At 55.7% G+C, this 25,697-nt stretch carries 21 protein-coding genes; 1 reads left to right on the forward strand and 20 read right to left on the reverse strand.

Going from position 1 to position 25,697, the window contains the following annotated elements:
• Positions 1-20: 20 nt before the first annotated feature.
• The gene (gene pepF, locus KXG62_RS10600; protein WP_218091924.1) at positions 21-1,808 is read right to left on the reverse strand and encodes an oligoendopeptidase F; all 1,788 of its coding nucleotides are present in this window, start codon (positions 1,806-1,808) and stop codon (positions 21-23) included.
• Positions 1,809-2,112: 304 nt separating this feature from the next.
• Here pepF and KXG62_RS10605 point away from each other — a divergent pair, with 304 nt between their 5' ends.
• Complete coding sequence (locus KXG62_RS10605; protein ID WP_218091925.1) at positions 2,113-3,954, forward strand: right-handed parallel beta-helix repeat-containing protein; 1,842 nt, start codon at positions 2,113-2,115, stop codon at positions 3,952-3,954.
• Here KXG62_RS10605 and KXG62_RS10610 read toward each other — a convergent pair.
• The 19 genes from KXG62_RS10610 to KXG62_RS10700 all read right to left on the reverse strand — a co-directional run bounded on the left by KXG62_RS10610 (position 3,943) and on the right by KXG62_RS10700 (position 25,695).
• A complete protein-coding gene (locus tag KXG62_RS10610; RefSeq protein WP_218091926.1) occupies positions 3,943-4,542 on the reverse strand; it encodes a L,D-transpeptidase family protein in 600 nt (199 codons plus the stop codon). The genes KXG62_RS10605 and KXG62_RS10610 overlap by 12 nt on opposite strands.
• 90 nt (positions 4,543-4,632) lie before the next feature.
• The gene (locus KXG62_RS10615) at positions 4,633-5,400 is read right to left on the reverse strand and encodes an HAD family hydrolase (protein ID WP_218091927.1); all 768 of its coding nucleotides are present in this window, start codon (positions 5,398-5,400) and stop codon (positions 4,633-4,635) included.
• Positions 5,400-6,221: a carbohydrate ABC transporter permease gene (locus KXG62_RS10620; protein ID WP_218091928.1), complete on the reverse strand. Its 822-nt coding sequence runs from the start codon at positions 6,219-6,221 to the stop codon at positions 5,400-5,402. Before KXG62_RS10620 ends, KXG62_RS10615 begins: the two co-directional genes overlap by 1 nt.
• 19 nt (positions 6,222-6,240) lie before the next feature.
• Positions 6,241-7,200, reverse strand: coding sequence for a carbohydrate ABC transporter permease (locus KXG62_RS10625; RefSeq protein ID WP_218091929.1), 960 nt, complete (start codon positions 7,198-7,200; stop codon positions 6,241-6,243).
• A 41-nt stretch (positions 7,201-7,241) separates the two neighbouring features.
• Positions 7,242-8,291 (reverse strand): serine hydrolase domain-containing protein, encoded by a 1,050-nt coding sequence (locus tag KXG62_RS10630; protein WP_218091930.1) that lies wholly within the window; start codon positions 8,289-8,291, stop codon positions 7,242-7,244.
• Between the two features lie 36 nt (positions 8,292-8,327).
• Complete coding sequence (locus KXG62_RS10635; protein ID WP_218091931.1) at positions 8,328-9,257, reverse strand: C40 family peptidase; 930 nt, start codon at positions 9,255-9,257, stop codon at positions 8,328-8,330.
• The gene (locus KXG62_RS10640; protein WP_218091932.1) at positions 9,257-10,357 is read right to left on the reverse strand and encodes a dipeptide epimerase; all 1,101 of its coding nucleotides are present in this window, start codon (positions 10,355-10,357) and stop codon (positions 9,257-9,259) included. Before KXG62_RS10640 ends, KXG62_RS10635 begins: the two co-directional genes overlap by 1 nt.
• 24 nt (positions 10,358-10,381) lie before the next feature.
• Positions 10,382-11,683, reverse strand: coding sequence for an ABC transporter substrate-binding protein (locus KXG62_RS10645; protein WP_218091933.1), 1,302 nt, complete (start codon positions 11,681-11,683; stop codon positions 10,382-10,384).
• A 179-nt stretch (positions 11,684-11,862) separates the two neighbouring features.
• On the reverse strand, positions 11,863-12,750 hold the full coding sequence (locus KXG62_RS10650; RefSeq protein ID WP_218091934.1) for a cation diffusion facilitator family transporter: 888 nt from the start codon (positions 12,748-12,750) through the stop codon (positions 11,863-11,865).
• 367 nt (positions 12,751-13,117) lie between these two features.
• Positions 13,118-14,194, reverse strand: a complete 1,077-nt coding sequence (locus KXG62_RS10655) for a Gfo/Idh/MocA family protein (RefSeq protein ID WP_218091935.1) — start codon at positions 14,192-14,194, stop codon at positions 13,118-13,120.
• A 191-nt stretch (positions 14,195-14,385) separates the two neighbouring features.
• Entirely contained in the window at positions 14,386-15,744 is a 1,359-nt protein-coding gene (locus KXG62_RS10660) for an extracellular solute-binding protein (protein WP_218091936.1), read from the reverse strand.
• 279 nt (positions 15,745-16,023) lie between these two features.
• Entirely contained in the window at positions 16,024-17,025 is a 1,002-nt protein-coding gene (locus KXG62_RS10665) for a hydroxyacid dehydrogenase (RefSeq protein WP_218091937.1), read from the reverse strand.
• A 138-nt stretch (positions 17,026-17,163) separates the two neighbouring features.
• Complete coding sequence (locus KXG62_RS10670; protein WP_218091938.1) at positions 17,164-18,984, reverse strand: right-handed parallel beta-helix repeat-containing protein; 1,821 nt, start codon at positions 18,982-18,984, stop codon at positions 17,164-17,166.
• A gap of 58 nt (positions 18,985-19,042) precedes the next feature.
• The gene (locus tag KXG62_RS10675) at positions 19,043-20,386 is read right to left on the reverse strand and encodes an ABC transporter substrate-binding protein (RefSeq protein WP_218091939.1); all 1,344 of its coding nucleotides are present in this window, start codon (positions 20,384-20,386) and stop codon (positions 19,043-19,045) included.
• A gap of 146 nt (positions 20,387-20,532) precedes the next feature.
• Positions 20,533-21,309 (reverse strand): 2'-5' RNA ligase family protein, encoded by a 777-nt coding sequence (locus tag KXG62_RS10680; RefSeq protein ID WP_218091940.1) that lies wholly within the window; start codon positions 21,307-21,309, stop codon positions 20,533-20,535.
• Positions 21,310-21,552: 243 nt separating this feature from the next.
• Positions 21,553-22,542: a LacI family DNA-binding transcriptional regulator gene (locus KXG62_RS10685; protein WP_218091941.1), complete on the reverse strand. Its 990-nt coding sequence runs from the start codon at positions 22,540-22,542 to the stop codon at positions 21,553-21,555.
• A 191-nt stretch (positions 22,543-22,733) separates the two neighbouring features.
• Complete coding sequence (locus KXG62_RS10690) at positions 22,734-23,276, reverse strand: NUDIX domain-containing protein (RefSeq protein WP_218091942.1); 543 nt, start codon at positions 23,274-23,276, stop codon at positions 22,734-22,736.
• 378 nt (positions 23,277-23,654) lie between these two features.
• The gene (locus tag KXG62_RS10695) at positions 23,655-24,587 is read right to left on the reverse strand and encodes an aldo/keto reductase (RefSeq protein ID WP_218091943.1); all 933 of its coding nucleotides are present in this window, start codon (positions 24,585-24,587) and stop codon (positions 23,655-23,657) included.
• A gap of 16 nt (positions 24,588-24,603) precedes the next feature.
• Positions 24,604-25,695, reverse strand: coding sequence for an alginate lyase family protein (locus tag KXG62_RS10700; protein WP_246627387.1), 1,092 nt, complete (start codon positions 25,693-25,695; stop codon positions 24,604-24,606).
• Positions 25,696-25,697 lie beyond the last annotated feature (2 nt).

A 25,697-nucleotide genomic window follows, 5' to 3' on the forward strand; every position in this document is an offset into this window, starting at 1 on the left:
GCTTGCGCGGAATCGGGGACTTACGTCGATTCCAGCTCGCCAACGAGGCGGTCGAACAAGGACAGGAGACCCGTAATGGGCTCCGGCGTCAATAGATCGACGCCCGTGCGGCGAAGCAGCTCCAGCGGATACTCCGACCCGCCGCTCTTCAGGAACGTTAAGTACGATTGGACCGTTTCCTGATCTCCGTCCAATATCCGCGTGGCAATGCTGATGGCGGACGCGATGCCGGTTGCGTATTTGTATACGTAAAAGGCGTTGTAAAAATGCGGGATGCGCGACCAGCCGTATTTCAATTCGGGATCGAGGACGACCTGCTCGCCGTTGTAAGTGCGGAACAGCGACTCATACGTCTCGCTGAACGAATCCGCGGTAAGCGCTTCGCCTCGCATCGCTTTCTCGTGGACGATCTTCTCGAATTCCGCGAACATGACCTGGGTGAAAAAGGTGCCTTTGATCGTATCGATAAAATGGTTGACCAAATACCGCTTCAGCTTCGCATCCGTCGAATGGTTCAATAAATAGTGGATGAGCAGCACTTCGTTGACCGTGCTCGCCACCTCGGCGACGAAAATCGTATACTGCGCCGAAATGCGCGGCTGATGGGCGTCGGATAAATACGAGTGCATCGCATGGCCCATTTCGTGAGCAAGCGTGAACATGCTGTCGAGCGTGTTGTTATGGTTAAGCAGCACGTACGGATGCGTACCGTACGGCCCCCAGCAGTATGCTCCGGACCGCTTTCCCTGCGTCTCCCGGACATCGATCCAGCCTGAGGTTCGCGCCTGCTTCAAGCCGTTGATGTACTCGTCGCCGAGCGGCGCAAGCCCGGCGAGCATCGTCTCGTAAGCCTCGTCGTACGGCTTCTCCAGCTCGAAATCCTCGACAAGCGGCACGCTCAAATCATAGACGCGCAGTTCGTCCAGCCCCAGCCTTTTTTGGCGGTAATCGACATAACGGTACATCGGACCCAGATGATCGCGCGTCGTCTGGATCAAGTTCTCGTAGACTGACACCGGCACGTTGTCCGCAAACAACGAGCGCTGCAAAGGCGATTCGTAATTGCGCATTTTCGAGAACAGCACATTGTTTTTCGCAGAGGCGCCGAGCGTGGAGGCAATCGTATTTTTCAATCCGACATAAGGCTTGTAATACGCTTTGAACGCTTCCGCGCGGCGCTCCCGATTATGGCTCTCCAGGATGCGGGAATACATGCCGCGGGTCAGCGTCGTTTTATTGCCGTTCTCGTCGGTTACTTCGCCGAATTGAATGTCCGCGTTGTTGATCATGCCGAATACCGTTTTGGGGACGGAGATCACCTCGCCGAGCTGCGAGAGCACCTCTTCCTTTTCCTTGCTCAGCACATGCGGTTTATATTTAAATTCTTCGTACAAATCTTTCTTGAAGTAATCGAGCCCCTGCTCTTCCGCGATGTACCGGTCGAGCGTCTCCTTCTCCATATTCAGCAGAAACGGGCGAAAAAACGACGTGGCGGACTTGATCGTCACGCCCAGGCTCCGCGCTTTGTCGAGGTACGCCTGCGCTTCGGTGACCCGCGTGTCTTCGTCCTGCTTGAGCGAGGCGTAGACGAACAGCTTCTCGTAAACGAACGATAATTGCTCATCCAGCTTCAAATAAGCAAGCAATCCCTCGGCATCGTGAATGTTATCCTGAAAAGCCGCAGCCTCCCGGCTTAACGCTTGCGCGCGCTCATAGTCTTCCTCCCATTGTGACATATCCGCATAAATATGCGTTAAATCCCATTTCTCGTGCGCCGAGACATCCGATCGCTGCAGTTGATCGCTCATTGGAGGAACACTTCCTTCTCTTAAATTGATATAGCTTCGCAAATCCCATTCTTATGATATTCGCGGATCGCTCCGGAAACCCTTTATTTTCCACGAATTCTCGTTTACCGAAGTATTCCTAAGTTTACCGTAACGAGGATTGACATCGCACACAGCAGATAATAAACTTATTTGTGCAATTACAAGCGTTTTCAAGCACAAATGTGATACATACAAACATGAGCACGCAGTCCAACACCTGCCGAGACGCCAAAACGCAGTACGGCAGGATCACAAGCTTAACCAATGTGAAGGAGTGATTCCTATGGGCAAGCCGTTTCATGATCATGATCCGAATCACCAGGAGCCGCTCGCGAATGATAGGCGAATGAGCCGCCGCAAGCTGATCGCATCGCTCGGAACCGTAGGGCTGGCCAGCATGGCTGTCTCCGCGGCCGTGTACGGCCAATCGGTGAGCAGCAGCGTTTACGGGCCGCCGGATGAGCCCGGTCTCCCGAATCCGAGGCCTCATGCCGTCAGCACCACGATTGCGGCGCTGCGGGCGGAATCTCGTCCCTTGCATTCCGATTTGTACTATATCACCGATGCCAAGCGCGAAGGCTTCTTCCTCTTTGACCCGAACGACCTGACGTCTGCGGACAATACAGGCACCATCATTGCAACCGCCTCCGGGGCAAGGCTGAAGCGTGTCGTCGAAGGTAACATCGTCTCCGCTGCCTGGTTCGGCGCCGCCGGTGACGGCATACATGACGATACGGCTGCCATTCAGGCCGCGCTGAACGAGGGTGTCAACCGCCCTTATACGATTGTCACGATTCCTTCCGGGATGTACAAGCTGACGCAGGAGCTGTTTCTGGTCAAAAACACGAGCGTCGTCATGGAGCCGAAGACTGAGCTGCTGCGCAGCCATGGCAACAATGTATTTCGCAATTACCGCACGTCCGATGTGTTCAATGGTTACGAGGGCAACGGCAATATTACGATCGAAGGCGGCATTCTGAACGGCAACGCGCTGCAATTTCCCCATATCGCAAGCGGTATGGCGTTCGCGCATGCCGAAGGCGTTACGCTGCGCAACGTGACAATCAAGGACGTTCCGTCAGGGCACGCCGTCGAGCTGACCGCGATGAAGAACGTCATGTTCGACCGCTGCTCGTTCCTCGGCTTCGCCCACGACGGCTCCAAATATTACTCCGAGGCGATTCAGATCGAAACGGCGACGCAGGCCGGGTTCGTCGGCTATTCCAAAGATCATACGACAACGCGCGACATTACGGTTCAGCATTGTTATTTCGGCAACAGCGCCACCCCAGGCATGGTGCCGTGGCCTTGCGGCATCGGCGCGCACGGATCGTCGTACAACGGCTTCTACGACCGGATCATCGTCACAGGCAACACGTTCGACTATTCTTCCTACTGGGCGATCCGTCCGTTCAAATGGACGAATTCCGTCATCTCGGGCAATGTCATGAACAACGTCAGCGGCGGCATCTTTGTCACGATGCCTGCCCCGGGCTCCGAATCAACGAAGGACGCGAACGGGGCCGTCCAGCCGACGCAGCCGGCCAGCAGCATCATGATCGCCGACAATGTGATCCATACGGCCAGCAACACCGGCATTTACATCGAAGGGCAAGCGTCAGAGAACATTCATAAAATGTTGATTAGCGGCAATATTATCCACAAGACGGGCGGACACGCCGTCAATGTCAAGGCATGCCGCAACGCCATTATTTCCGATAATATCATCGACACAAGCAGCAAGAACGGATTCATTGTCGCCGACTGCAGCAGCACGGTATTCAGCGGCAATATCGTTCGGGACGTTACGTTCTACGGGTTCAATGTAAGCGGCGCTTGCAAGATGCTGACCATCGAACACAATAAAATTACGAATGCCGGCCAAACCGGAAACAACGTATACGGCGGCATCATGCTGACAGGCAACGGCTCGGACCTGCGCATCCTCCATAACGTGGTCCGCACCGATACGGGAAAAGCAAGGCCTCGTTACGGCCTGAACATTCATGCGACAAACGAAAAAGTCGTCCGCTATGGGAACGACTTGAGATGCGACGCGGTATCGGGCGCTCTGAACGATCTGTCACCCTCGCCTGTGACAAGCTCGGAAGACTTATTGTCCTGATACGGTCATATTGATTTTCGGATGCTTCGCAGGATCGAGGACGCCGAGCAGGCGGACGAGATCCTCATAAGCGACGGCGACGCAGCCTAAGGTCGGCGTATCTCCGCTTTTCCAGCGGTGCAGGAAGATCGCGCTTCCTTTGCCTTTGACGACAGGATCCTCGTTATACTTGATGACGACCGCGTGGGTGTAGAGCGGATCGGTCAGCCGCTCGAACGACTTCCACCGTTCGGACGGGTTTCCTTCGTAATGCACCCAGCGGTTGTAGTCGTCGGACTCGGGATCGTCGACCCAGTAATCATGCTCTGTCGCGATCCGGTATGGAAGCTTGGTGCCATCCGGCGCGGGCGCCGTTCCGAACGCTTCACCTACATCGTACAGCCCCTGGGGCGTCTTGCGGTCGCCTTCCGCTTTGCGGGCATCGATGCCATGCTTTCCAATCACGGCCGGAATGCTCTCCATCGTCTGCACCCATCCTGCGCCGTCGTTGTGGTATACCGTCAGCACCGCATGGATCGATGTCGGGCTCTCGGTCTCCACAGTAATTAACTGCCGACAAAGCGGCGACGTGTCGCTTGTGTTCTTCATGATGCTCCTCCTGTACTTCGTTATTGGTGCAGCACACGCAGAAACCACCCCCACAGCACCGTCACGGGACGATGCGATGGAGGTGGCTTGTCATACGCATTCAAGCAGCTCTTCCAGACGATACAGCACGTGCGTGGCTACGTAGTCCGGGGGAAGCGGAACCGCCGTAAGCGATGGGTTCTCCACTTTTAATTTATTCTCGCAGATCGCGATAAATTCCGGATCGGCCGAGCGCTGCTCGATCGGAAGCTTCCGCAGCGCTTCCGGCAGATCACGGTAAATGAACATGGACGGAACGCCGAGCCGGTTGGCCAAATAAACGTCGTGGTCGAGCCGGTCGCCGACATGCGCCACCAATTCGCCCGTTTGCAGCAGCTCGCGTACCATCCCGATATTCGGCTTGCCGCAGCCGACCTTCTCCGGCGTAATGATCTCGTCGAACCATTCGGCCAGTCCCAGCTCTTTCATGACCGGGTACTGGTATTTGTAGAAGCCGTTGGTCGCCACCGCCAGCGAATATCCTTTGCTCTTCAGCTTCTCAAGCGTCGCCAAAATCGAGTCTTCGAGCAAATAAATTTTCGGCTGGATCGAATGCTTGAGCACGAGCTGCTCGATATCGATCTCGAGCTTCAGGTTCAGCTGTCCGAGCAGCTGCCGAAGCATCTCGTCCCAATCGTACGCGGCGACGGTTTCATTGCGGTCCATGCGGGCTTCATGCTCGCGGACGAGCGCCTTCCGCACCTCGTAAGGCTCGCTCAGCCCGGCGCAGACGAGCGCCTCCACTTCGGGGAAGATCCACTTGCCGAAAGGATTTTGCATCAGCGTGCCGTCCAGATCAAACGTTATCCATCGTTTCATTACTTCACCGCTCCTGACGTCATACCTTCAATAAGTTGTTTGGATGCGAGCAAGAATGCGATAATCATCGGAAGCGATGACAGCGTCAAGCCGCAGAACAGCAAGTTCCAATCCGTATCGTGCTCGCCGAACAGCGTCAGCATGCCGAGCGGAATCGTGTTTAATTCGGCGCTCTTGATAAAGATAAGCGGGTAGAAAAAGTCGTTCCATATCCCGATCAAATCGACGATACTGACGGTGGCCAGCGCCGGACGCATCAGCGGCAGCACGATTTTGTAATACACTTGAAAGTCGTTACAGCCGTCGATCCGCGCGCTTTGATCGAGGTCTTTCGGCAGCGTGCTGAAAAACCCGTAGAAGACGAACACCGCGAACGAGATATGTCCGGCAACGTACACGATAATGAGCGAGGCGTACGTGTCGAGCAAGTGCAGCTTCAGCATCATCATGTAGAGCGGCGAGATGGCCAGCTTCATCGGCAGCATGAGACCGAGCATGAAGAAGAACAGCAGCGCACCGTTCCAGCGGAACGAATAGCGAGACAAGTAAAACGCAGCCATCGACGATACGAGCAGGATGAGCAGCACCGAGACGACGCTGACGAATACGCTGTTCATGAAATTGTCCGCAAAGTGGATTTCTTTCCAGACCGTCACGTAGTTTTCAAGTGAAAACCGGGTTGGCAGCGCGAGCGGCTTCGTCGTAATTTCTTGCTTCGACTTGAACGAGGAGGCGATCATCAGAAAGATAGGATAGATCGACACCAATGCGAAAAAGGACAGGATGATGTATTTTAATGATTGCTGCAGTCGCAGAGCCATGTCTAACCTCCAAATTTTGTTAGTGCTCGACTTCCTTGCGTTTAAAGAAGAACATCGAGATCGCCGTAGCTCCTGAGATCAAGATAAGCAAGACGACGGCCAGCGCCGAACCCAGACCGATCGAATCTCCTCCGCTTACGGAACCGAAGGCTAAACGGTAAAAGTAAAGTCCCAGTACGTCGGTTGAAAAATACGGCGAACCGGACGAGCCCTGCATCGCAAAAATAAGCTCAAACGTTTCGAACGCCCCGATAAAGGTCAGAATGGTCATGATCATGATGGACGGCATCGCCAGCGGGATCGTGATCTTGAATACCATCCTCAAGCCCGACGCTCCGTCAATTCGGGCCGCCTCGTAAATTTCGTTCGAAATCGCCTGCAAGCCGACAAGAAAGATCAGCATCGCGAAGCCGAAGCCATACCAGCTGTTAACGAGAATGATCGTATTCAGCGCGGTCTTCGGATCCCCGAGCCAAGGTCTGGCCCAGCTCTCCAGGCCGATCACGGTCAAAATTTGGTTAAGCGCCCCGTAAGACGGGTTCAAAATCAAGCTGAACAAGTAACCGACCACGATGACGGACAGCAGCTTCGGCAGGAAAAAGAGCGCCTTGAACAGTTCTTTCCCCTTGATCTTGCTGTGGATGATCATCGCCAAAGCGAATGCGATCACGAGCTTGAACACCATTGTGCCGATGAAGTATACTACATTGTGCCCCAGTGCTCTGGTGAACGTTTCTTTGAAGGGCGATTCGGTAAACAGTCGAATAAAGTTTTGCAGCCCGATGAAGTCCCCGCGCACGAGCCCCTTCCAGGAGAAGAAGCTGTTCAGCAGCGCTTGAAAGATCGGGTAAACCATGAAACCGACATAAAACAGAAGCGACGGAAGCAAAAACAGGTGGACCAGATGCCTCGCAGATCGTTTCTTTTTCGCTGGTTTCGGTTTCGGTGCGTGTTCCTTGGCGCGATCGATAGCCGTCATATGCTGCTCCTTTGTTTTGCTGTATTCACGTAAAGAAGTAATTAAGGACTTTGCGCTTCATCCTTGATCGGGAAGAGCGCGGCGGCAATTTCATCATGCAGCGTGCGGCGCAGATGTCGAACCGGATTGTTGCGGCCGAAATGTACGGCATTCGTTAAAAATACGACCGAGAGCTCGCGGACCGGGTCGATCCACAGGCTTGTGCCGGTAAATCCGGTATGCCCGAAGCTGCCCTTGGACCAGGTGGCGCCGCAGCTGGCGGGAACGCTGTTCTCATCGTGCAGCACTTCCCAGCCGATACCCCGGCTCCGGAACGGCTGCTGCACGCACGTGCGAAGCAGCTCGGGCGGAAGGATCGCCGCCTTCTCCGGGTGCAGCCAAAACTGCGCGTACCGGGCCAAGTCCTCCGCTGTGCCGAACAGGCCGGCGCTGCCGGAAACGCCGCCGAGATGCAGGCATTTCTCGTCATGCACTTTCCCGTGCACGTAGACGCCGTCCACAAGCTCCGTTGCGGCGATTCGCGGCTTGAGGCTTGCGTCGGGGTTGAAGCCGACCCCCGTCATGCCAAGCGGCTCGAAGACGGTGCGCCGCACGAAGCGGTCAAGCGGCTCGCCGGATACCCGCGCGATGATCTCGCCGGCCAATATCATGCCAAGGTCGCTGTACGTGACCTCCGTTCCCGGCGGCGCAACCGATTCCTGCTGCAGCACTTCGGATAAAACGTTGCGCCCTTGGGCGGCGCGGTTTTTGTATGGTAGATCGGCGCGCAGGCCTGACGTATGCATTAGCAAGTGTTTTACCGTAATGTCCGGGTGCGCGAATTCGGCAATATAAGTGCTCACCGGATCATCCAGCTTCAGCTTCCCCTGGGCGACTAACACCAGCATGGCAGGAAGCGTGGATACGACTTTGGTCAAAGACGCAAGGTCGAATATGGTATCCAGACCGATAGGAACGTTCACCAGTCCGTCGGAATACGAACCGTACGCTTTTTGAAATTGCAAGCGGTTGGCCACGGTGACGCTGAGCACGCCACCGGGTATTTTATGCTCATGAACCCATTCGTCAACCATAACGTCAAAGCGGTACATGCGTGTTATCCCCTTATCGATTGCATTGATGCCTCGTTATCCCCAGTATCGTCTGCTCGAGCAGAGCTCTTCAGCAAGCCGGAACCCGCTGAGTTCGACGAGCTCCACCGCGCCTTTCGAATCTGGCGAATGCAGCATCCGGTTTCCGCCGGCGTAGATGCCGACATGGTGAACTTTTCCCTTACCTTGGTCATGCGCGAAAAAGAGCAAATCTCCAGGTTCCAGCGAATCGTTGCCGATCTCCCGACCTTCGCGGGCTTGATCGGATGCGTCCCGCGAAATCTGAATCCCTTGCGACTTGTACATGCTGTAGGCAAATCCCGAGCAGTCGTAGCCGAAGGCCGACAGGCCTCCCCATAAGTAGGGCAGCCCCAGGAACGTCATCGCCTGATCGACGATGCGAAATCCGGGATGAAGGTGATCTGCAGCCGCTGGCTCGCTGCCGGCGCCACCCGCGATCCGCACATCCTTCGCGGCGAGAACGCCGATGCCCTGCGGCGTACGGACGACGACCTGTTCTCCTGTCTGTTCTTCGACCGGCAAACGGGTCAAATAGCTGATCCGAATAGGCGCGATCCCGGATCGGAACTGCAGTTCGGTCCGCGGCGCCACCACTTCCGCCCATACGGCGTCCGCACCGGCTTGTATCGTTTCGGCCAGCTGCCGCTTCGGCAGCCAGCCCGGATAACCGAGCATGTTCTTCGAGGTAAGCTGATCCGGAATCCGGATACTGGCCCACTCGCCCTTCTCTTCCGTCACGATCACTTCCGAGCCGTACAGCAGCTGCGTCTGCACCCGGTTGGCATCGCTCAGGTCCAGCTTATCCTCCAGCGTCAATGACGCCAGCCAGCCTTCAATATTCGCCGGATGGGCCGTAGCCGGTTCATCCAGCGGCCTGGGCGACTCCGGGGACGTCCATACGGTTGCCACGGAAACGGCAACCTGCATTTTCCTCGATCCGCTCATCAAACGACCTCCATGCCGAATGTGTTGACCACATCTTGAATGCCGAGTCCCGGAGCTTTCGGAAAGGTCATGAAGCGGCCTTCGTACTGCACCCCTCCGATGACCGGATCTTCCCGCAGCATCAGCGGCGCGTCGAGATCGACCCGCGTAATATTGCGCTTGCTCGCAGCCAGATGAGCCGCGGCGGTTGCGGCAACGCGTGATTCGATCATGCAGCCTACCATACATTCGACGCCGAATTCCTCTGCCAACTGATTAATGACCTGCGCTTTGTAAATGCCTCCGGCTTTCATCAGCTTGATATTAATCATATCGGCTGCGCGGCGCCTTAGAACCTCGAATGCTTGCGCGGGCGAGAATACGCCCTCGTCTACCATAATGACCGTTTCCACCGAGTCGGTGACGTACTTCAGCCCTTCCAGGTCATGCGCTTTGACCGGCTGCTCCACAAGCTCCAGATCCAGCCCCAAGTCCTCCAGGCGGCGGATCGCTCTGACGGCTTCCTTCGCCTGCCATCCTTGGTTCGCGTCGACACGGATCTTGATGTCGTCGCCTACGCGGCGCCGAACTTCCTGAATCCGCTTGATGTCGTCCTCGATCCGGCCTTTGCCCACTTTGATTTTGAGTACGTTAAATCCGGCTTCCACATAACGGACCGCATCATCGCCCATTTCTTCCGGCGCGTTTACGCTTACCGTATAATCCGTCTCCAATGTGTCCTTGCTGCCGCCGAGAAATTGATACAACGGCAATCCGCAATGCTGGGAGACGAGATCGTAAATGGCCATATCGACCGCCGCCTTCGCGCTGCTGCAGCCGACCATCGCTTGATGCACGGATTGCAGCAACGGCTCGTAGGCGAGCACGTTTTTGCCTGTCAGCAGCGGCGCGAATACTTGCGTAATCGCGGCTTCGATGCTCTCCAGGCTGTCGCCGGTGATGACCAGGGTAGGGGGGGCTTCCCCCCACCCAACCCGGCCGTCATCCGTTACGATCCGCACGATGATAGAATCGGCGCGGTGTACGGTGCGAAGCGACGTAATAAACGGCTTTTTTAAAGGAACGGACTGGCGTATGACGTCCACGTTTTGAATTTTCAACTGAGCCGCCCTCCAAAGCGCTGTTTATTTTTGAGGCTTAAACCATTTGTCGGCGGAAGCTTGCGTGTCTTGCGCCACTTTATCCACCGTCAGCTTGCCGATGTACATCCCTTGCAGCGAATCTTCGAATGTCGTTTTCGTCGTCGGCGTGCCTTGGCTGAAGTTCGTGAGCAGTAAGTAAGGCGTGCTGCTTTTCTCGCTGAGCTGCGCCATTCGCTTCAGCAGCGGATGCTTCGGCTCTACGCCTTTGATCGGGCTTACGCGAGTCAGCTCGTCACTGAACATTTGACCGAATTGCTTGGAAGCGACGAACTCGATGAATTTCTTCGCTTGCTCCGGATACTTCGTGCTCTTGGCAATCGCATAAGAACCGTCAACCCATGTCGCGATTTGCGCCGGATCGCCCTTCTTCGCGGAAAGCCCCGGGATAAAGTCGATCGGGAAGTCCACCTTGTTCGCTTCGAACGTCTCGATCCGGTGGCTGCCGTTAATGTACATCGCGGCTTTGCCGGTGTAGAACAGCGCTTGCGCGTCCTTATCCTCGAGCGCGATGAAGTCTTTCGGGAAGAACGACTCCATCTGCTTCATCCGGTTGATGGAATCGACAAACTTCGCATCGGTAAATTTCGTTGTTCCTTTGAGCAGGGCTTGCACGTAATCGTTGCCGCCGTACGCGCTCGGTCCAAGCACAGTGTGCGTCATGGAGAGCAGGTATGCCGCCTTGCCGGATTGAGCGACCGGCGTGATGTTTTTGCTCTTCAGCGTTTCGCTGGCTTTGATGAATTCATCCCAAGTTTCCGGAACTTGAATGTTGTTGTCGGCGAAAATCTTTTTGTTGTAGAAGATGACCGCGTTGTTCAGCATGAAAGGTACGCCGTACACCTTGTTGTCGCTGCCTCGAGCCGCGTCCAAATACCCGCTCGGGATTTGATCCAAGCCCTTAATGCCGTCTACCGGCACCAAGTAGTTGGCATCCGCCAGCGCTTTCGCGCCGTCGTACGGACGGAGCTGCAAAATGTCGACGCCAATGCCGGATTGCAGCGAGTTGGCCAAGATCGTGTTGTACTCCGTCGATTTGAGCGGCTTGAAGTCTACTTTGATGTCCGGGTTGTCTTTCTCAAACGCCGCAATGAGTTTCGCATAGCCTTCTTTGTCTTCCGGTCTCCAGCTGTACATCGTCAGCTTCACCGGATCTCCTTTCGGCTTGCTTACTTCGCCCCCTGAACCCGCCTTCGCGTCATTCGGTGTGGAAGCGTTTCCACACGCACTTGCCATTGCTGCAGTCAACAGCAGCATCGAACTAAAAATTAACTTGCTCCGTTTCATGTTTACGTCCTCCTCGGATAAGTCGTCCCCTTCAACTATGATTATATAAAATTATGTTTCTTATTGTAAACAGTTTCGTGAAATTTTGTTTCTTGAATTTTATCAATCATTTCCATAACGGCATTATAACAAAAAAGACCGACCGCCAATACGGGGTCGGCCCATGCAATATTTGACTGTTACTCGTACCATGGATTGATATGAATCAGCACTTCGTCCACGTCTGCGTGACGGTCGGTAATCGCTTTTTTGATTTGCCGCGAGATGTCGTGTCCTTCCTGAATCGTCATCTCTCCCGGCACGCCGACGCGAACGTCCACCAATATATAATGACCGTGCTCTCTCGCGCGCAGCCGGTCGATGCGTTTGACCTGCGGCACCGTCAGGACAAGCGCCGCGTACTGCTCGAGCTTCTCCTGGCTGACTGCCTTCTCCATCAGCACGTCAGACGCTTCCTGGCCCATTCCGTATGCCAGCTTCAGCACAAGCACCGACACGATAATGCCCGCAAACGGATCGCCGTAGGTCAAATAATGAAGCCCGTAGCGCTCGCCGATCAGCGCAAGCCCGATTCCCGCAACCGCCGCGAGCGATGCGTACACATCGGCCAAATGATCGTATGCCGTCGCGATCAAGCCTTTGCTGTTCGCCTGCTTGCCTATGCGTATCGTATAAACGTACAACGCTTGCTTCCATACAAGCGAGACAGCCGCGGCGATCAGTGCGACGACGCTTGCCTTCGCCGGCTCCTCGAAAAACGCGGCGACCGACTCGTAAGCGATATACAGCGCCGCAATCGCCAGGATGATCGCCACGATGCCCGAACTGAGCACTTCTGCCTTGCCGTGCCCATACGGATGATCTTCGTCCGCCGGCCGCTTGGAAATGCGCATGGAAGTAAGCGAAGCCGCCGTGGCGATCACGTCGCCGGCGTTATGGACGCCGTCGGCCAGCAGCACCTGGCTGTTGAACAGAAGCCCTACGGCCAGCTTCAGAATCGTTAATACCATATTGCTGATCAGGCTGATCCAAGCCGCGATCATTGACGCATTGTTACCGTGACCCATCTTTTATGACCCCCGCCAGAACTTTTTCCCCAAGGAAACAAAAAACCTCGACCGTCACCGGCCAAGGTTCGTCAGCACTTGTATAAGTTCGAAAAATACACTGTAAATCGTTCGTACGCACTGTTCATCACCACATTTATAATATAAGCGTTAGAACAATATAGCATACATTCGCCGCAACGGCAAAGCGTCATTTGCACATATCTTGGGAAATGTTAGCTTGCGGCCCAGCTCCGTTATCTTGTACCAGGTCAATCCGTCTATTGAATAAGACACGCCGCAGCGGTTAAACATATCTTTATTGGTAAAAAGAAAGCCCGGCGCCTTGACGGTGCCGGGCAGCTCGGGCCGTCCTTCGCGGGTCGGCTTAAGCGGAATAAATATGAGGGTTTTGTCTGCGGCATTCTTCCATGACGGCCATCTGCAGTCGGACCTGCTGCGGCGTCACTTCCAGCGGCGCTCCGTCCACCATGGAACGGTACAGCATCCGGTAAAATTCGCCCGTCATGAAGTCGAACGAAGACACGCCAGCCGGCAGCGATAATTCCCAGTTGTCGTTATGCCAGGTGAGCGTCTCCCGGCAGTATGCCGGATTCCCGTTCTGGTCGAACAGCGGCTCCTGCGTCAGCTGCTGCGCCGGCGCTTCCTCCGATTTGAAATATTTCCACTCCAGCTTGTTCGTATTGCCCGTCAGTCCGCCGTTCGTTCCTTGAATGTTGAACTGCGGTCTGGAATACGAGCAGCAGGACGAGATCTCGAGGTCAATGACCGGGCGTCCCGGAGCGCGCATGATCAGCTTCACGTAATCCTCGGCGTCGCCGAACGTATTGGCGCGATCCATGACGCAGAGCACCTGCGGCATATCCGGCCCCAGCAGCTGCAGCGCCTGATCGACCGGGTGCGGACCGGTGTTCAGCAGATTGCCTCCGTTATTGCTTTGCAGCGTTTGCCAGTCCCATCGGCGGGCGAATCCGTTATTCGCAAAATCGACCTGCACGATGCGGCCGAGTACGCCGGAGTCGATCACTTTGCGCATTTGTACATATGCCGGCATGAAGCGGGATTGCTGGAACACGGCAAGCATTTTGCCGGAGTTCCGGGACGCTTCGATAAGCCGGTCCACTTCCTCCGGCGTCTTGGCCAGCGGCTTCTCGCACAGCACGTTCAAGCCGCGATTCAGCAGCTCCAGCGTGCTGGAGAAATGTAGATGGCTCGGAGACGCGTTGACGACCAGATCCAGCTCTTCCTTCTCCACCATCTCGGTCCATTCCGCATAGGCGTTGCAGCCGTATTCTTTCTTCGCCCGCTCCCGCCTGTCCTCCAAGCCGTCCGCCACCGCCGTGATTTTGAATAATTCCGGCCATTTGATCAAATTATTCCCGTGAATATTCCTACCGCTTCGTCCTTGTCCGATGATCCCGACTTTCAGCACGCGACCGCTCATAGCAATTGTTTCCTCCTCTTCGCCATTCCCGTTTCATGATAAGTACAAGCTCCCCTGATCGTTCAAAGCCGGCCGCCGTGTAGCGGCATCCCCAGAACATCGACGTTCCTGCGCGCTCGGTGCAAGTAGTTCATTTCTGGTTCATATCCATAATAAGCGGTTTCATTCCGTCTTGTAAACCTTAGATTTCGTTAATTCAAAATCTCTTCCAGTCTGCTGCACACCGTCTGTTCCGACGATAACCCGGACCAGTACAGCTTCGCTTCGCGCAGTACGGCGTTCAGCTGCGACTCCTTCAAGTTCAGGTCCGTATACTGGCTGAAGGTCGGCGCAATTTCGCGGTACAGGTGGAAACGCGACGGCCGGTACATCGATTCTTTACCTACCCACTCGGCTGCCGTCTTCAGGCTCGGGACGCTGAGCGTATGCTGGCGGATCAGCAGCTGTGCGCGATACGAAATCAAATAATCGATCAAAATTTGCGCCGCTTCCTTCTTCCTGGAATTCGAGCACAACGCGAGCCCGATCGTCAGCATGAGCGTCCTCGCCTGGGTCAAATACGGAATCGGCGCGATGTCGTACGGAAACGATGCGCCGGCGAGCCGGTTCAGGCGGAAATAGTTCGTCATGATGATTGATACGTGTTCCTCCAGAAACAGCTTCTCGGCTTCCGCTTCATTCTCGAAGATCGGCGGAATTTTGAACTGCTGCAGCAAATCTTTGCAGACGCGCAATCCGTCGATGCATGAGGTGCCGGTTACGCGAATACGCCCGTTGTCTCCCCGCTCAAATCGGAAACCGCTTTGCAGCAAAAATACGGGCCAGCGGTTATTCGAGAACAAATGCACGTAAAAGCCGAGGCTTTCGTTTTTCTCGCTCAGTTCGAGCGCGTTGCCGATCAGATCCTCCCACGTCCAGCTGCTGTCCGGTTCAAGCAGGCCCGCTTCGGTAAAATGCTTCTTATTGTAGCAAATGACCAGCGGCGAGAAAATAAACGGCTGAACGAGCAGCTTGCCGTTGCTGGAAAACGCCTTATTCAAATACGGATAAATTTGCGGACTTGGCTCCTGGGGCTCCAGCATATCCAGCAAATCCGCTTCCATAAACGATTGGAAGTTGTTATAGTTCAGCGTCACCGCATCGAGCAGCCCCGCTTTGAGGTACTCGTCGATGCTGTTGTTCTGGATCGGAACGGGCACGACCTGAATATGCGGAAACTGGCCGTGGAAGTCATTGAGCAGCAAATGAAGCGCCGCTTCTTCGAGCACCGTCGGATGGTATCCGAACCGGATCGTAAATTCCGTGCTGCCCGGAGGCGTCACGATTTTGTTGCCGACCTTCGGAATTTTCTCGATCAGCCCTTCGGCCAGCAGCACGTCGAGCCCTTTGCGGATCGAATTGTTGCTTAAGCCGAACTGACCGCTGAGCGCCTTTTCTGAAGGCAGAAAGTCGCCGACCGGTCGCTTGCCCGACAAGATATCGCTTCGTATCGATTGTATAAACTGTTCTAATTTCACCCGAAACTTCGTTCGGCCGCTTGGATTCGTCACTTTTTATCCCACCGCATGATACGATTTTTGGCTCAACCCGAAGCTCTCGCGACACCGTCGGGAGAGGCTCAAATTCTAGCATATCGCAATGGTCATGACGTTGCAACACGCCTGGGGGATACAAGCGGTGTGGGACCGGCCGGCCGCCGCACAGTCCGCCCGCTACGCGAGCTTGAGCTTCGCATGCTTCGGGAGCCCAGCCTACGGTACTTCTCTTCGGCCAGCACAAAAAGGAAAGAGCGGCTGACGCCCTTTCCCCTATCTCATCTGATCGCTCCATTACGCCATCGTCTCCAGCATTTTGAGCGATACCCCGTACTGGAGCGCTTCCTCGCGCACATACCGGCGAAATTCCTCGAGCGCATATTTGCCCATCCGTTCCGCCTCCATACGGTTGCTGCCCGCAATATGCGGGGTCAGGATGACGTTATCCATCTGCAGCAGCTCGCTGTCCGGCGGAACCGGCTCCGGATATGTGACGTCGAGAACCGCGGTTCGCGTAGGCACCGCTTTCAAGGCGCGGATCAAATCAGCCTCAACCACCTGCTGACCTCGGCCCGTATTCAGAAACGTAGCATGCGGCAGCATCCGGTCGAAGTGTTCGCCGCTTAGCATCCCGGCGGTCTCCGGCACATTGGCCAAGTGGTTCGAGATCGTCTGGCATTGCGAGAAGACTTCGGCGAGACCAGCCTTGACGACGTTCAGCCGCACAGCCGCTTCATCAGGCAAAAACGGGTCAAACACCATGATGTCAAGCTCGTACGGCTTAAGCAGCTCGATGACCTTGCGGCCGATCATCCCTGCGCCGATAATGCCGACCTTCGCTTTGTAATTGCCTGGAAACTCCCGCCCATACCGGGCCGCTTCCTGCCGGCTCCGCTTGCACAGGAGGGCGCTTTGAAAGTAGCCTTTATTGGCAAGCACAATTTGCGCGGCCGTATACTCGGCTACGGGTACGGCATTGGCGGCCCAACTGCTGACCACGGCGACGCCGCAGTGCAGGAAAGGTCGCGCGAACGACTGCACGCTGCCCGCCGCATAAAAAAGCGCTTTCAAATTCGGCAAATAGCGCCGGATTTCATCCTCGCTCAGCTTCGCCATCCCCCAGGTGGAGAAGGCGACTTCGACGTGCTTCAACGCCGGGCCGTGCTGCGCGAACTGCTCCCCGCTTACGATTTCCGGATAAAAATCCGCCAGCGCATCGAGCTCCGCCCGAATTTCCGGGCTGTATACCATTTGAATCGATTGCGGCCTTCCGATGAACAATGCCTTCTTCTTCATTCGAACCGTCACCCCGCCGATCATAGCATCGTATGACATAACCCCGGTCTAAGCTGGTTCCTGCTAAACGATTATAATTATAGATCAGGCGGTTTCCGATGTAAATCATTCCTTTGGTTCCTTTTTTATTCCAAATCGCTAAGTCACGCCGATGATGTAACGCAGCGGATTGCTGGCGCTCACGATGCGCAGCCGGGTTCCCGATTCGATCATGGCGACGAATTTGCCGCTTGCAGTCGCAACGTGAATAAAGTCGGTTCCCGGCCTGAAGCCTCCTATCAGCCAGCCTCTGGCCGTTTCATGACGAAGCTCGCCCGAGGACACCGCGCCGGTCGCGACGACGACGCTTCGGTATTTCGTAATATCGTCGAGCAAATCGATGGTTCCTTCGGTTGCATTCAGTGTCCCCGTCAGCAGCTTCTCCCCTTGCTCCGAGGCGATAAGCGTATCGGGTGCATCGCTGCGAATCGTGCCGGAAGCCCCGCTTGCCAGACGGTTGCCGCTCACCGCTGCTCCCGTGCTGCCGGCTGGGATATACAGGGCATAGCTGTACAGCTTGTCATAGCCGTCATTGCTTACGTAATTGCCGCTTGCTTCCACGCCGTTGCAGCCTTCGAGGCGGATGGCACTGTATCCGCCCGCTTTCTCCAGAGATGCCCCGCGCAGCATGTTCTCTTTCAAGGCGAGCCGTCTTGTGTCCGAAATAAAGACGGCTTCCCGATTGGATGCCGCGCTGCAGTTGCCCGACAGCGTGATTTGATCCCCGGCGATGACGCGGATGGCGCTATTTTTCACCGTATGAATCAGGTTGTCGGCTACGCGGATATGCACGGACGGCTCTTCGAACACGCCGCTTACGCTTTTCCGCGAGACGGCAATCCCGTGCTGCCCGATGTCGCGGAGCACATTGCCGCTGACAAGCACATTGTAGCAGGAATACAGGGCGATTCCGGCCCCGCCGGTTTGCTCGATCGTATTTCCGGACACAACGGCGTTTCTGTAGCTCTCGGGCTTGATGGCGATGTCCGCGATTTGCTTGAAATGGTTGTTCACGATGCGAATGTTCTCATGAAACACCTGCTTGCCCGAAGCGTCATATTTGGAGCCATGCGTACCGACGCCTCTGTGGCCGTTCATAAATGTGCAGCCTTCAATGAGCACGTCTCGGCACGGGGTATCATCGAATGCGCCGAAGGTCGGGAACGCCTCCTTCGAAGCGAAATCGATCTGGACCATCTCATACTGCCCGCTCGAAGCGACCTTCTGATCCTGGAACACGCAGTGAAGCAGCTTGACGTTGCGGCTCGAGTTAAGCTCGATGATATGCCCGTTATGCCCGTTGATGAAGCGAACCCTTTCGATATGGACCCCGTCGGCATGGGCGATGGCAAACGCCTGAAAGTTTTTGTTCGGATCGGTCGGCGGATGCGTATTACCGCACAAATCGATCGTTCCGCCGATCACCGTAATGCCGCCGTTGCCTTCATAGCCTTTGGCGTACTGTTCATTGCCGATTTCGCCGTTAACGAACAGCTTCAGGTTCGAATCGGGCGAGCCCATCTTCCGCAGCACAGCCCCGTCTTCCATGCGGATCGACGTATGCCGGTACAGCCGCAGCGCCCGCGTGATGACATAGACACCCGGGGGAACGTACATCGTCCCGAAGCCGTTCTGCCGAATTTCGCCAAGCACCCGTTCAAAAGCGGTCGTGTCGTCGCTGGTCCCATCCCCCTTCGCTCCGTAATGCCTCACGTCATACACCGGAACGGACGGTTGCCGGCCCTGCCCTTCCCGAGATGCATGATCGACCCCAGCCGCGCCGGGAGCGGCGCCCTGAACATCGCTGGCAAGCGCAGCCGCCACCGAACCGACCGCCATGACCGTGCCGGCTGCGCCAAGCGTTTGGAGCAGCTTCCTTCTGCTGAGCCGCTTCGGGCTGTGATTGCCTTGTTCGGACATCTTCGTTTCCCCCTGTCTACCTTATTGGTTATGCAATGCAGCAGCCGTTTACGAACCGCTATTTCAGCTTTGCCTCGATGTCCTTGTTGATCTTCTCCTCCGCATCCCGCAGCGCCGAATTGACATCCTTCCCTTTGGTGAACATTTCCCGCAGCTGGGTTTGGATGGCGCTCATGGCGATCGTGTCGTGCAAGGTCGGCGTATAAGGCTTCGCTTTGGCCGTCTTGAACGGCGCAGCGATGTTTTTTCCTTTGAGGAAGGCGAGATCTTTGCCGAAGGCGGTTTTGTACTTCTCATCCTTCATCACGCTTGTTTTCCCTTGACCCGCCATGTCCAGCTGCACTTCGTCGGAGATGGCAGTCATAATGACCCGATAGACGTCATCCTTGTGCTGGCTCGTATTCGTCGGCACCATAATGTGCATATCCGGCCCCATGCCCGTACCCGGCGCATCGGGAAATACGGGGTATGCCGCCATATCCCAGTTAAGGTCGGGCAGCTCGCTGAACCGGGCCGTGCCGATAATGTTCACATCGGCCAGCATGGCAAGGGTCCGATCCTTGACGAACAAGTTAATTCCCGCCGTTTTCCATGCATGCTTGCTGTTGCCCGGAATCGTATAAATGTCGGCCGCCTGCTGCATTACTTTTTTCCACGCTTCCGTGTTGATCAGAGCCCGGTTCGTCTTGACGTCGACCAGCGGAATCGACAGCTGCATCCCCATGCGCTCCGGCACGTTTGGCTCCAGCCCGCGATACTGAACGCCGCCGTCCAGCTTCGTCACTTTGCGCGCAAGCTCCGTCGCCTCCTGCCAGGTCATGCCGTCTTTCGGATAAGGAACGGCGAACTTATCGAATATGTCTTTATTGTAATACAGCGCGCTGAAATTTTGCGTATACGGAAGCGCGATCAAATCATTCGAGCCCGTGGCCGCCTTGATCGCCTCGAGCGCTTGCGGCTCGAAGCGCGACAAGTCGATGTTATGCTTCTTGATGCTTTCCGTCATTGGATCCAGCAGCTTCATTTCGCTAATAATCGGAATGCCGTTGACATTGTTCGTAATGATAATGTCCGGCACTTGCTTCGCCGTCACTTGTTCGGGCAGCAGCTTATCGTCGTAGGCCGTCTTCTCCGCCGTGATCCACGGGTATTTCTTTTTGACCGGCTCGGCGATAAACCGTTTGAACTCATCGTCCGTTAAATAGCCGCTTGCCTTCACGCCGACCTTGACGGTTACCGGCTCATGCTGCTCCGGCGTCTTTGTGCCTGAAGCGTCATTCGTCGCATTCCCGCTGCCGCAGCCGGACAGCAGCGCAGTCAGCAATACGGCAGGGATGCACGCATACGCCGATGCTTTGCATTCGGGAGAAGATACCTTCAATTTCTTCATCATTTGGTTCATGGGATGGGCTCCTTTCAAAATAAAAATCTTCGTAATCGATTACATTTTTGTGAATAGCGGTCGAACGTTTTTTATGTTACCCGAACAATGTAAACTTCGTAGCCGCATTTCGTAAACTGACTGTCAAATGTCACACTGCGTTGATTTTACTGCTGCGTTCTACGTATGAACGTTTCCATATCCGTCATGCCGTACAAGCTGATGCCGCCAAAGGTGATCGTGAGGCTCTCCATCGCCGGCTTGAGACGGTCATGCAGTTCCTCCACCGCCGCTTCTGCAAGCGCGCCAAGCTCCTTATTGGCAAAATAACCGATCGATACGTGCGGCCTGTAGTCGTCCGTCGAGGTGACAATACCGAATCGCTCAAAGTAGACCCGAGTCAGCCTGGACCGCTGATCCTCGATCCGCTGCAGTGCGTAAGCGGATTCATCATTCGCCGGCTTGATTCTCGCAACGACCGAGCTGTTCCATTTCTCCAGCATGTCGAATTTGAACTCGACCGGCGCCGTTTCGATGGCAAGCGGAGCTCCGTCTTCGCCATACAGGATGGAGCGGTCCGTCAGCATCGTCGCCGGCAGCCCGCGCACGAATGCCGCAGCGGCATCTCTATCGCCCTCCCGCAGCTTCCCGACGTTAAAGTCGTTCAATCCGTCCCAGACGGTCACATGGTACGAATGCAGCGGCAGCGGACAAAACGAAAACTTCCGTTCGAGCTGAACCGTCTCCTGCGTCCGTTCCCACAGGGCCCTGTAAAAAGACAGTTTCGGCTCCTCACTCCGGCAGTGGATCGTTTCGAAATCCGCCGATCCGCCGAGCGGGTCATAACTGTCTCCCGGATGATCGAACAGCAGTGAGAATCCGTAAAATGGAGCCCACGCTACCGGCTGAACCGTTTGCACTTTTTTGTTTGTAATGGCAATCATGTTGAATGAAGACCTCCTGAACATAAACTGGGTTGTTATATCTATCCTTGCGAGGCCGGCTCTATACTGTCGCTTGTTCCCGGCTCACCCGCACGAAGCCATCCTCTACATAGGCGCCGCCCCCTTTCGTAATCGATTACATTTATTGCCGACTTAAGGACGCGCGCAGATGGCCGCATACGTTTTCCCTCGTTCCGGCTAACCGGACAGCTTATCGGGAATCGCAGGACGATCACGCACGCATCACGTCTCTCTTATCACTAGCGCATGCGGCAGTATCACGAGACCTTCCGGCGCTTCCGCCGAATCGCCCTGCAGCTTCAGCACCAGCTTGTGTACCGAAGCGTAGCCCAGATCGTACAAAGGCTGCACGATGGACGTAATGCTCGGATTCGTAATTTCCGCGATGAACGTTCCGTCGAAGCTGATCAGCCCGATGGAATCGTCGAGAGCGATCCGCCGGTCCTTGATCCCCTTCAGGATGTAGGATGCTTGCAAATCGGAGTGCGCGATGACACCGTCCATGCGGCAGCCCTTGCCGAGAATACCGTTCACCGCCTCGACAACGCTCTCAAAATTATTTTTGGCGCCGGTCACGAAATCGGGATTATACGCCAGGCCCGCTTCCAGCAGCGCTTCCTTGTAGCCTTCGATCCGCGCCAGCACGGAGCTGGACTGCCTGTTGCCGGCAATATACGCAATGGAGCGGTGTCCTCTGCGCAGCAGCTCCACGGTTGCTTCGTACGCGGCCCGCTTGTTGTCGATCGTGACGCACACCGCTTCGATTCCCGGGTAATTCTCGGTGCACAGCACGATCGGATACTCGTCAACCAGCGTCTGCAGCAGCTCGTTATCCGCACTGGATGATACGAAGATCATCCCTTCCGCCAAATTCGTTTTGAGCAAATTGACGTAAGTGTCAAGTATCCATCGCTTCGATTCGATGGTACCGATAATGATGTGGTAGCCGAAATCGTATGCAGCCGCCTGCGCGCCTCTGGCAATTTCCGAAAAATAAGGATTGGACATTGAGGGCAGCACCATGACGATCGTTTTACTGGCCTGCTTCCGTAAATTTTTGGCCAGCAAATTCGGCCTGTAGTTCATTTCCTTGATGACTTCGAGCACTTTCTCTTTCGTCGCCTGCTTGACGACCGGATCGTTGTTCAATACCCTGGACACGGTAGCAACGGATACGTTGGCCCGCTTGGCGACCTCTTTAACCGAACTCATGGCGGCGGACCTTCTTTCCGACAAAATGTAATCGATTACGAAAAACTGCCGTAAAGAACGGCTAGCTGCAGCCGTTTTTTACACCGTAACATATTCGTTTGCCAGATTCAAGCCTTTTTTTGCAAACGTTTTATTCCATGCATCCGAACACGGTTTTCTTTCCGCTCAACTCGTCCGAATCGAAACCGGGCTCAGCCCCTGCGCCGCAGCTCGCTGGCCAGCTCGTACAGCTCTGCCAGATCGGGCCGGCCGGACTCCACAAACCGCGCCTTCGCTTCCCGAACGGTCATCAGCTCAACCGCAGCTACCTTCTCCCCGCCGTCCGGCACGGTCGGCTCGGAGACGATCTCGACATTCCCGTACCCGACGAGCCGGTAAAACAGCGGGTGCGGCAGATGAGGCTTGTACGGCTTGTCGGCGGTTGAATGATACTTCCATGCGCCGAAAGGAATAAACGGGGAAACGAGCCGCGCGCCCGCTTCCTCGATCAGCTCGCGGCGCAGCGCCGTGACGTAATGCTCATCCGGCTCCAGCGTCCCGCCGGGCATTTCCCACTGGCCGTTGTCCAGCCGGATGACAACGCAATCGTCGCCTTGAAAAGGAACCATGTTGACATTGCTGATCAACGACTCGGCCGGCACCGCGTCGAACAATTCGAATTGCGAAATGCGGTTGGTCCAGTGATACGGCTGGAACAGCGTGCGGTACTTCTCTTTCGTCTCCTGCAAGTTCATCCTTACTTCCCCCTCCTGAACGAACATGTTCTCTCTCTACAGACCGCATGACCGGCGATCCTCGCGGTGCCCCTTGCCTTGCGATGTTCTTGTCGTGTTTGAGATTCCAGCCCCTGCGCGAAGAGACGGACCCGACAGCGGCATGCCCTTCGCTTCCTTCGTGCAAGTCAATCGTCCCCAGCTTCGTCGTATCCATCGCACACCACATTGCGGCGGATACCGGTGCGCGCAGAACCGGAAGTTAAATTTCACCTATGATATCATCACCTTTCCAAGGAAGCAATAGGGGGATTATGAAAAATAGTTCAAATAAGCCTGCCGCATCATTAGCGGCAAGCTTATTCTCTCGTAGATCCGAGCCCTATGAAGCAGCGGCGTCTACTCTGTGTCGATCATCGCCAGAACGGCGTCGCTGACTTCCATCAGCTGCTGCAAATCGTCTTCCTCCAACTGCACATCCGCCGCTGCCGCATTATCCTTCAAGTGGGAAATGCTTTGCGTGCCGACGATGGCCGATGTCATCGCCGGCCGGTGGAGCAGCCAGGAGATTGCAAGCTGCGACATGGAGCAGCCTTGACGCTCGGAGATGTACTCCATCAGATTGATCAGCTGCGTCTCCGCTTCCAGATGCTCCGGCAGAAATAGTCTGCGCGTCGCGCGGAAGTCGTCCGACTCGAGCTTCTTGCCGCCGAAGTGGAACGCGCCGGTCAGTATGCCTTTGGCAATGGAGCTGTAGCTCATGATCCCGATTTGCTGCTCCCGGCAATACGGCATGATTTCTTTCTCGATGCCGCGATGCAGCAAGCTGTATTCCGGCTGGATCACATCAATCTGGGCATATTGCGATGCTTCCTTCAGCTGCTCGATCGAGAAGTTGGAGACGCCAATGGCACGAATCTTCCCTTCTTCCTTCAGACGATTGAATTCGCCAAGCGTCTCGGCGACCGGAATTTCGTAGCTTGGCCAATGGATATAGTAAATGTCAATGTAGTCGGTGCGCAGACGCCGCAAGCTTTGCTCCGCCGATTTGCGGACATTGCCGGGCGCGAGGTTTGCCCGGCTAACCTTCGTGGAGATGATGCAATCTTGCCGGCGGCCTTCCAGCGCCTGACCAACGATCTCTTCCGAGTGTCCGCTGCCGTAGCCTTCCGCCGTGTCGAACGTAGTGATGCCTTCGTCAAACGCGGCATGCAGCGTTCTTATATTGTTTTCGTCGCTCGTAAATTCCCAGGGTCCCCCGCCCAGCTCCCAGCAGCCGAACGTTACCGCAGAAATGGAGAAGCCCGTTTTCCCTAAAGGTCTATGTTGCATGAACGTTCACTCCTTCTTATTGTTGTAGCCAAAGCAGCGGCTGGCGAATCGCAATGTTGCGCCGCACTTCCGGATCGGACGGATCGGGATCGAGACGCTCCCACAGCGCTATGTACTCCGGCTTGTCCAGCGCAAGCCCGGCAAACAGCAGCGACGGCACCTTCGCCGGCCAGCCTTCGTCATGCTCGACATCAGGCGGCAGCGGCCAAGAGGCTTTGTCGGTCAAATAAGGGAATAAATACGCGAAGCCCTTGGCGATGCTCCGCCCGTCCGGCAGCTCGTACCGCCATAAATCGTCTTCCGAAGTAGACAGGATGCGGCACAGCGTCGTCATATTATCCAGCACGAAGATGGAGTAGCCGTACGGCTTCGTGCGCGCGAGCTCCTTGGGGAAACTCCCGTCCGGGGCCATTTGACCCGGCAGCAGCGATTCCTTGTACCGCTTCCGGCAAAACGCCAGCATGTCCTCATCGCCGGTGAACGCCGCGAAAGCCGCAGCCTGCACGAACCAGCATACCCCGTGGTTATTGTCCGCGTTCATTTCCTCAATGCCGTTCGGATGCGTGCGCATCCACTGCAAGTAGTCCGCAAACCACCGCTTCAGCCCCGAATAAACAGGTCCCGTCATCGCGGTGGAAGGCTTCAATGCCTCAATCGCGTACGGTACGTCGATCAAATGCAGCGTATCGATAATGCCGATGCCGCGGCCCGCGCAGATGCCCGGAATTGCCTGCGCATACAGCAAATGCGGGTTCATCCGCGTTGCATCGTCCAAGAAAAACTCCCGCAGCCACTGCACCGCTTTCTCTGCGTAAGCTTCCTTCGCCGTCAGCTTATAGCCCGCCGCCAAATGGGCGACATGCGTTCGCATCGTTCGCAGCATTTGCCGGTGGCTGTCGAAGTTGCTCGGATTGCTCTCCCCGTCACGACGAATATAGGGGAGTCCGTCCGGCTTACTCGGATCGGGCCACCAGTAGTCTCCGTTGGAATAATAGTCGTGAATGCCGCCCTCGCTCATCGGAGCGGCGGCGTCAGAAATGTGCACGGGGCTGGACGCAAGCGCCGCCTCGGCATTGATCAAAACCCACTCGCGGTCGATATATTTCATGT

The organism is Paenibacillus solanacearum (assembly GCF_910593845.1).
GTDB classification, from domain to species: domain Bacteria; phylum Bacillota; class Bacilli; order Paenibacillales; family NBRC-103111; genus Paenibacillus_G; species Paenibacillus_G solanacearum.

Bases quoted from the DNA above. Each gene is read 5' to 3' on its own strand.
- KXG62_RS10665 (WP_218091937.1), bottom strand. From the start codon at position 17,025: ATGAAGAAGAAGGCATTGTTCATCGGAAGGCCGCAATCGATTCAAATG.
- KXG62_RS10695 (WP_218091943.1), bottom strand. From the start codon at position 24,587: ATGCAACATAGACCTTTAGGGAAAACGGGCTTCTCCATTTCTGCGGTA.
- KXG62_RS10655 (WP_218091935.1), bottom strand. From the start codon at position 14,194: ATGAGCGGTCGCGTGCTGAAAGTCGGGATCATCGGACAAGGACGAAGC.
- KXG62_RS10605 (WP_218091925.1), top strand. From the start codon at position 2,113: ATGGGCAAGCCGTTTCATGATCATGATCCGAATCACCAGGAGCCGCTC.
- pepF (WP_218091924.1), bottom strand. From the start codon at position 1,808: ATGAGCGATCAACTGCAGCGATCGGATGTCTCGGCGCACGAGAAATGG.
- KXG62_RS10675 (WP_218091939.1), bottom strand. From the start codon at position 20,386: ATGAACCAAATGATGAAGAAATTGAAGGTATCTTCTCCCGAATGCAAA.
- KXG62_RS10620 (WP_218091928.1), bottom strand. From the start codon at position 6,221: ATGGCTCTGCGACTGCAGCAATCATTAAAATACATCATCCTGTCCTTT.
- KXG62_RS10680 (WP_218091940.1), bottom strand. From the start codon at position 21,309: ATGATTGCCATTACAAACAAAAAAGTGCAAACGGTTCAGCCGGTAGCG.
- KXG62_RS10670 (WP_218091938.1), bottom strand. From the start codon at position 18,984: ATGTCCGAACAAGGCAATCACAGCCCGAAGCGGCTCAGCAGAAGGAAG.
- KXG62_RS10700 (WP_246627387.1), bottom strand. From the start codon at position 25,695: ATGAAATATATCGACCGCGAGTGGGTTTTGATCAATGCCGAGGCGGCG.
- KXG62_RS10630 (WP_218091930.1), bottom strand. From the start codon at position 8,291: ATGTACCGCTTTGACGTTATGGTTGACGAATGGGTTCATGAGCATAAA.
- KXG62_RS10635 (WP_218091931.1), bottom strand. From the start codon at position 9,257: ATGAGCGGATCGAGGAAAATGCAGGTTGCCGTTTCCGTGGCAACCGTA.
- KXG62_RS10615 (WP_218091927.1), bottom strand. From the start codon at position 5,400: ATGAAACGATGGATAACGTTTGATCTGGACGGCACGCTGATGCAAAAT.
- KXG62_RS10690 (WP_218091942.1), bottom strand. From the start codon at position 23,276: ATGAACTTGCAGGAGACGAAAGAGAAGTACCGCACGCTGTTCCAGCCG.
- KXG62_RS10650 (WP_218091934.1), bottom strand. From the start codon at position 12,750: ATGGGTCACGGTAACAATGCGTCAATGATCGCGGCTTGGATCAGCCTG.
- KXG62_RS10625 (WP_218091929.1), bottom strand. From the start codon at position 7,200: ATGACGGCTATCGATCGCGCCAAGGAACACGCACCGAAACCGAAACCA.
- KXG62_RS10645 (WP_218091933.1), bottom strand. From the start codon at position 11,683: ATGAAACGGAGCAAGTTAATTTTTAGTTCGATGCTGCTGTTGACTGCA.
- KXG62_RS10610 (WP_218091926.1), bottom strand. From the start codon at position 4,542: ATGAAGAACACAAGCGACACGTCGCCGCTTTGTCGGCAGTTAATTACT.
- KXG62_RS10685 (WP_218091941.1), bottom strand. From the start codon at position 22,542: ATGAGTTCGGTTAAAGAGGTCGCCAAGCGGGCCAACGTATCCGTTGCT.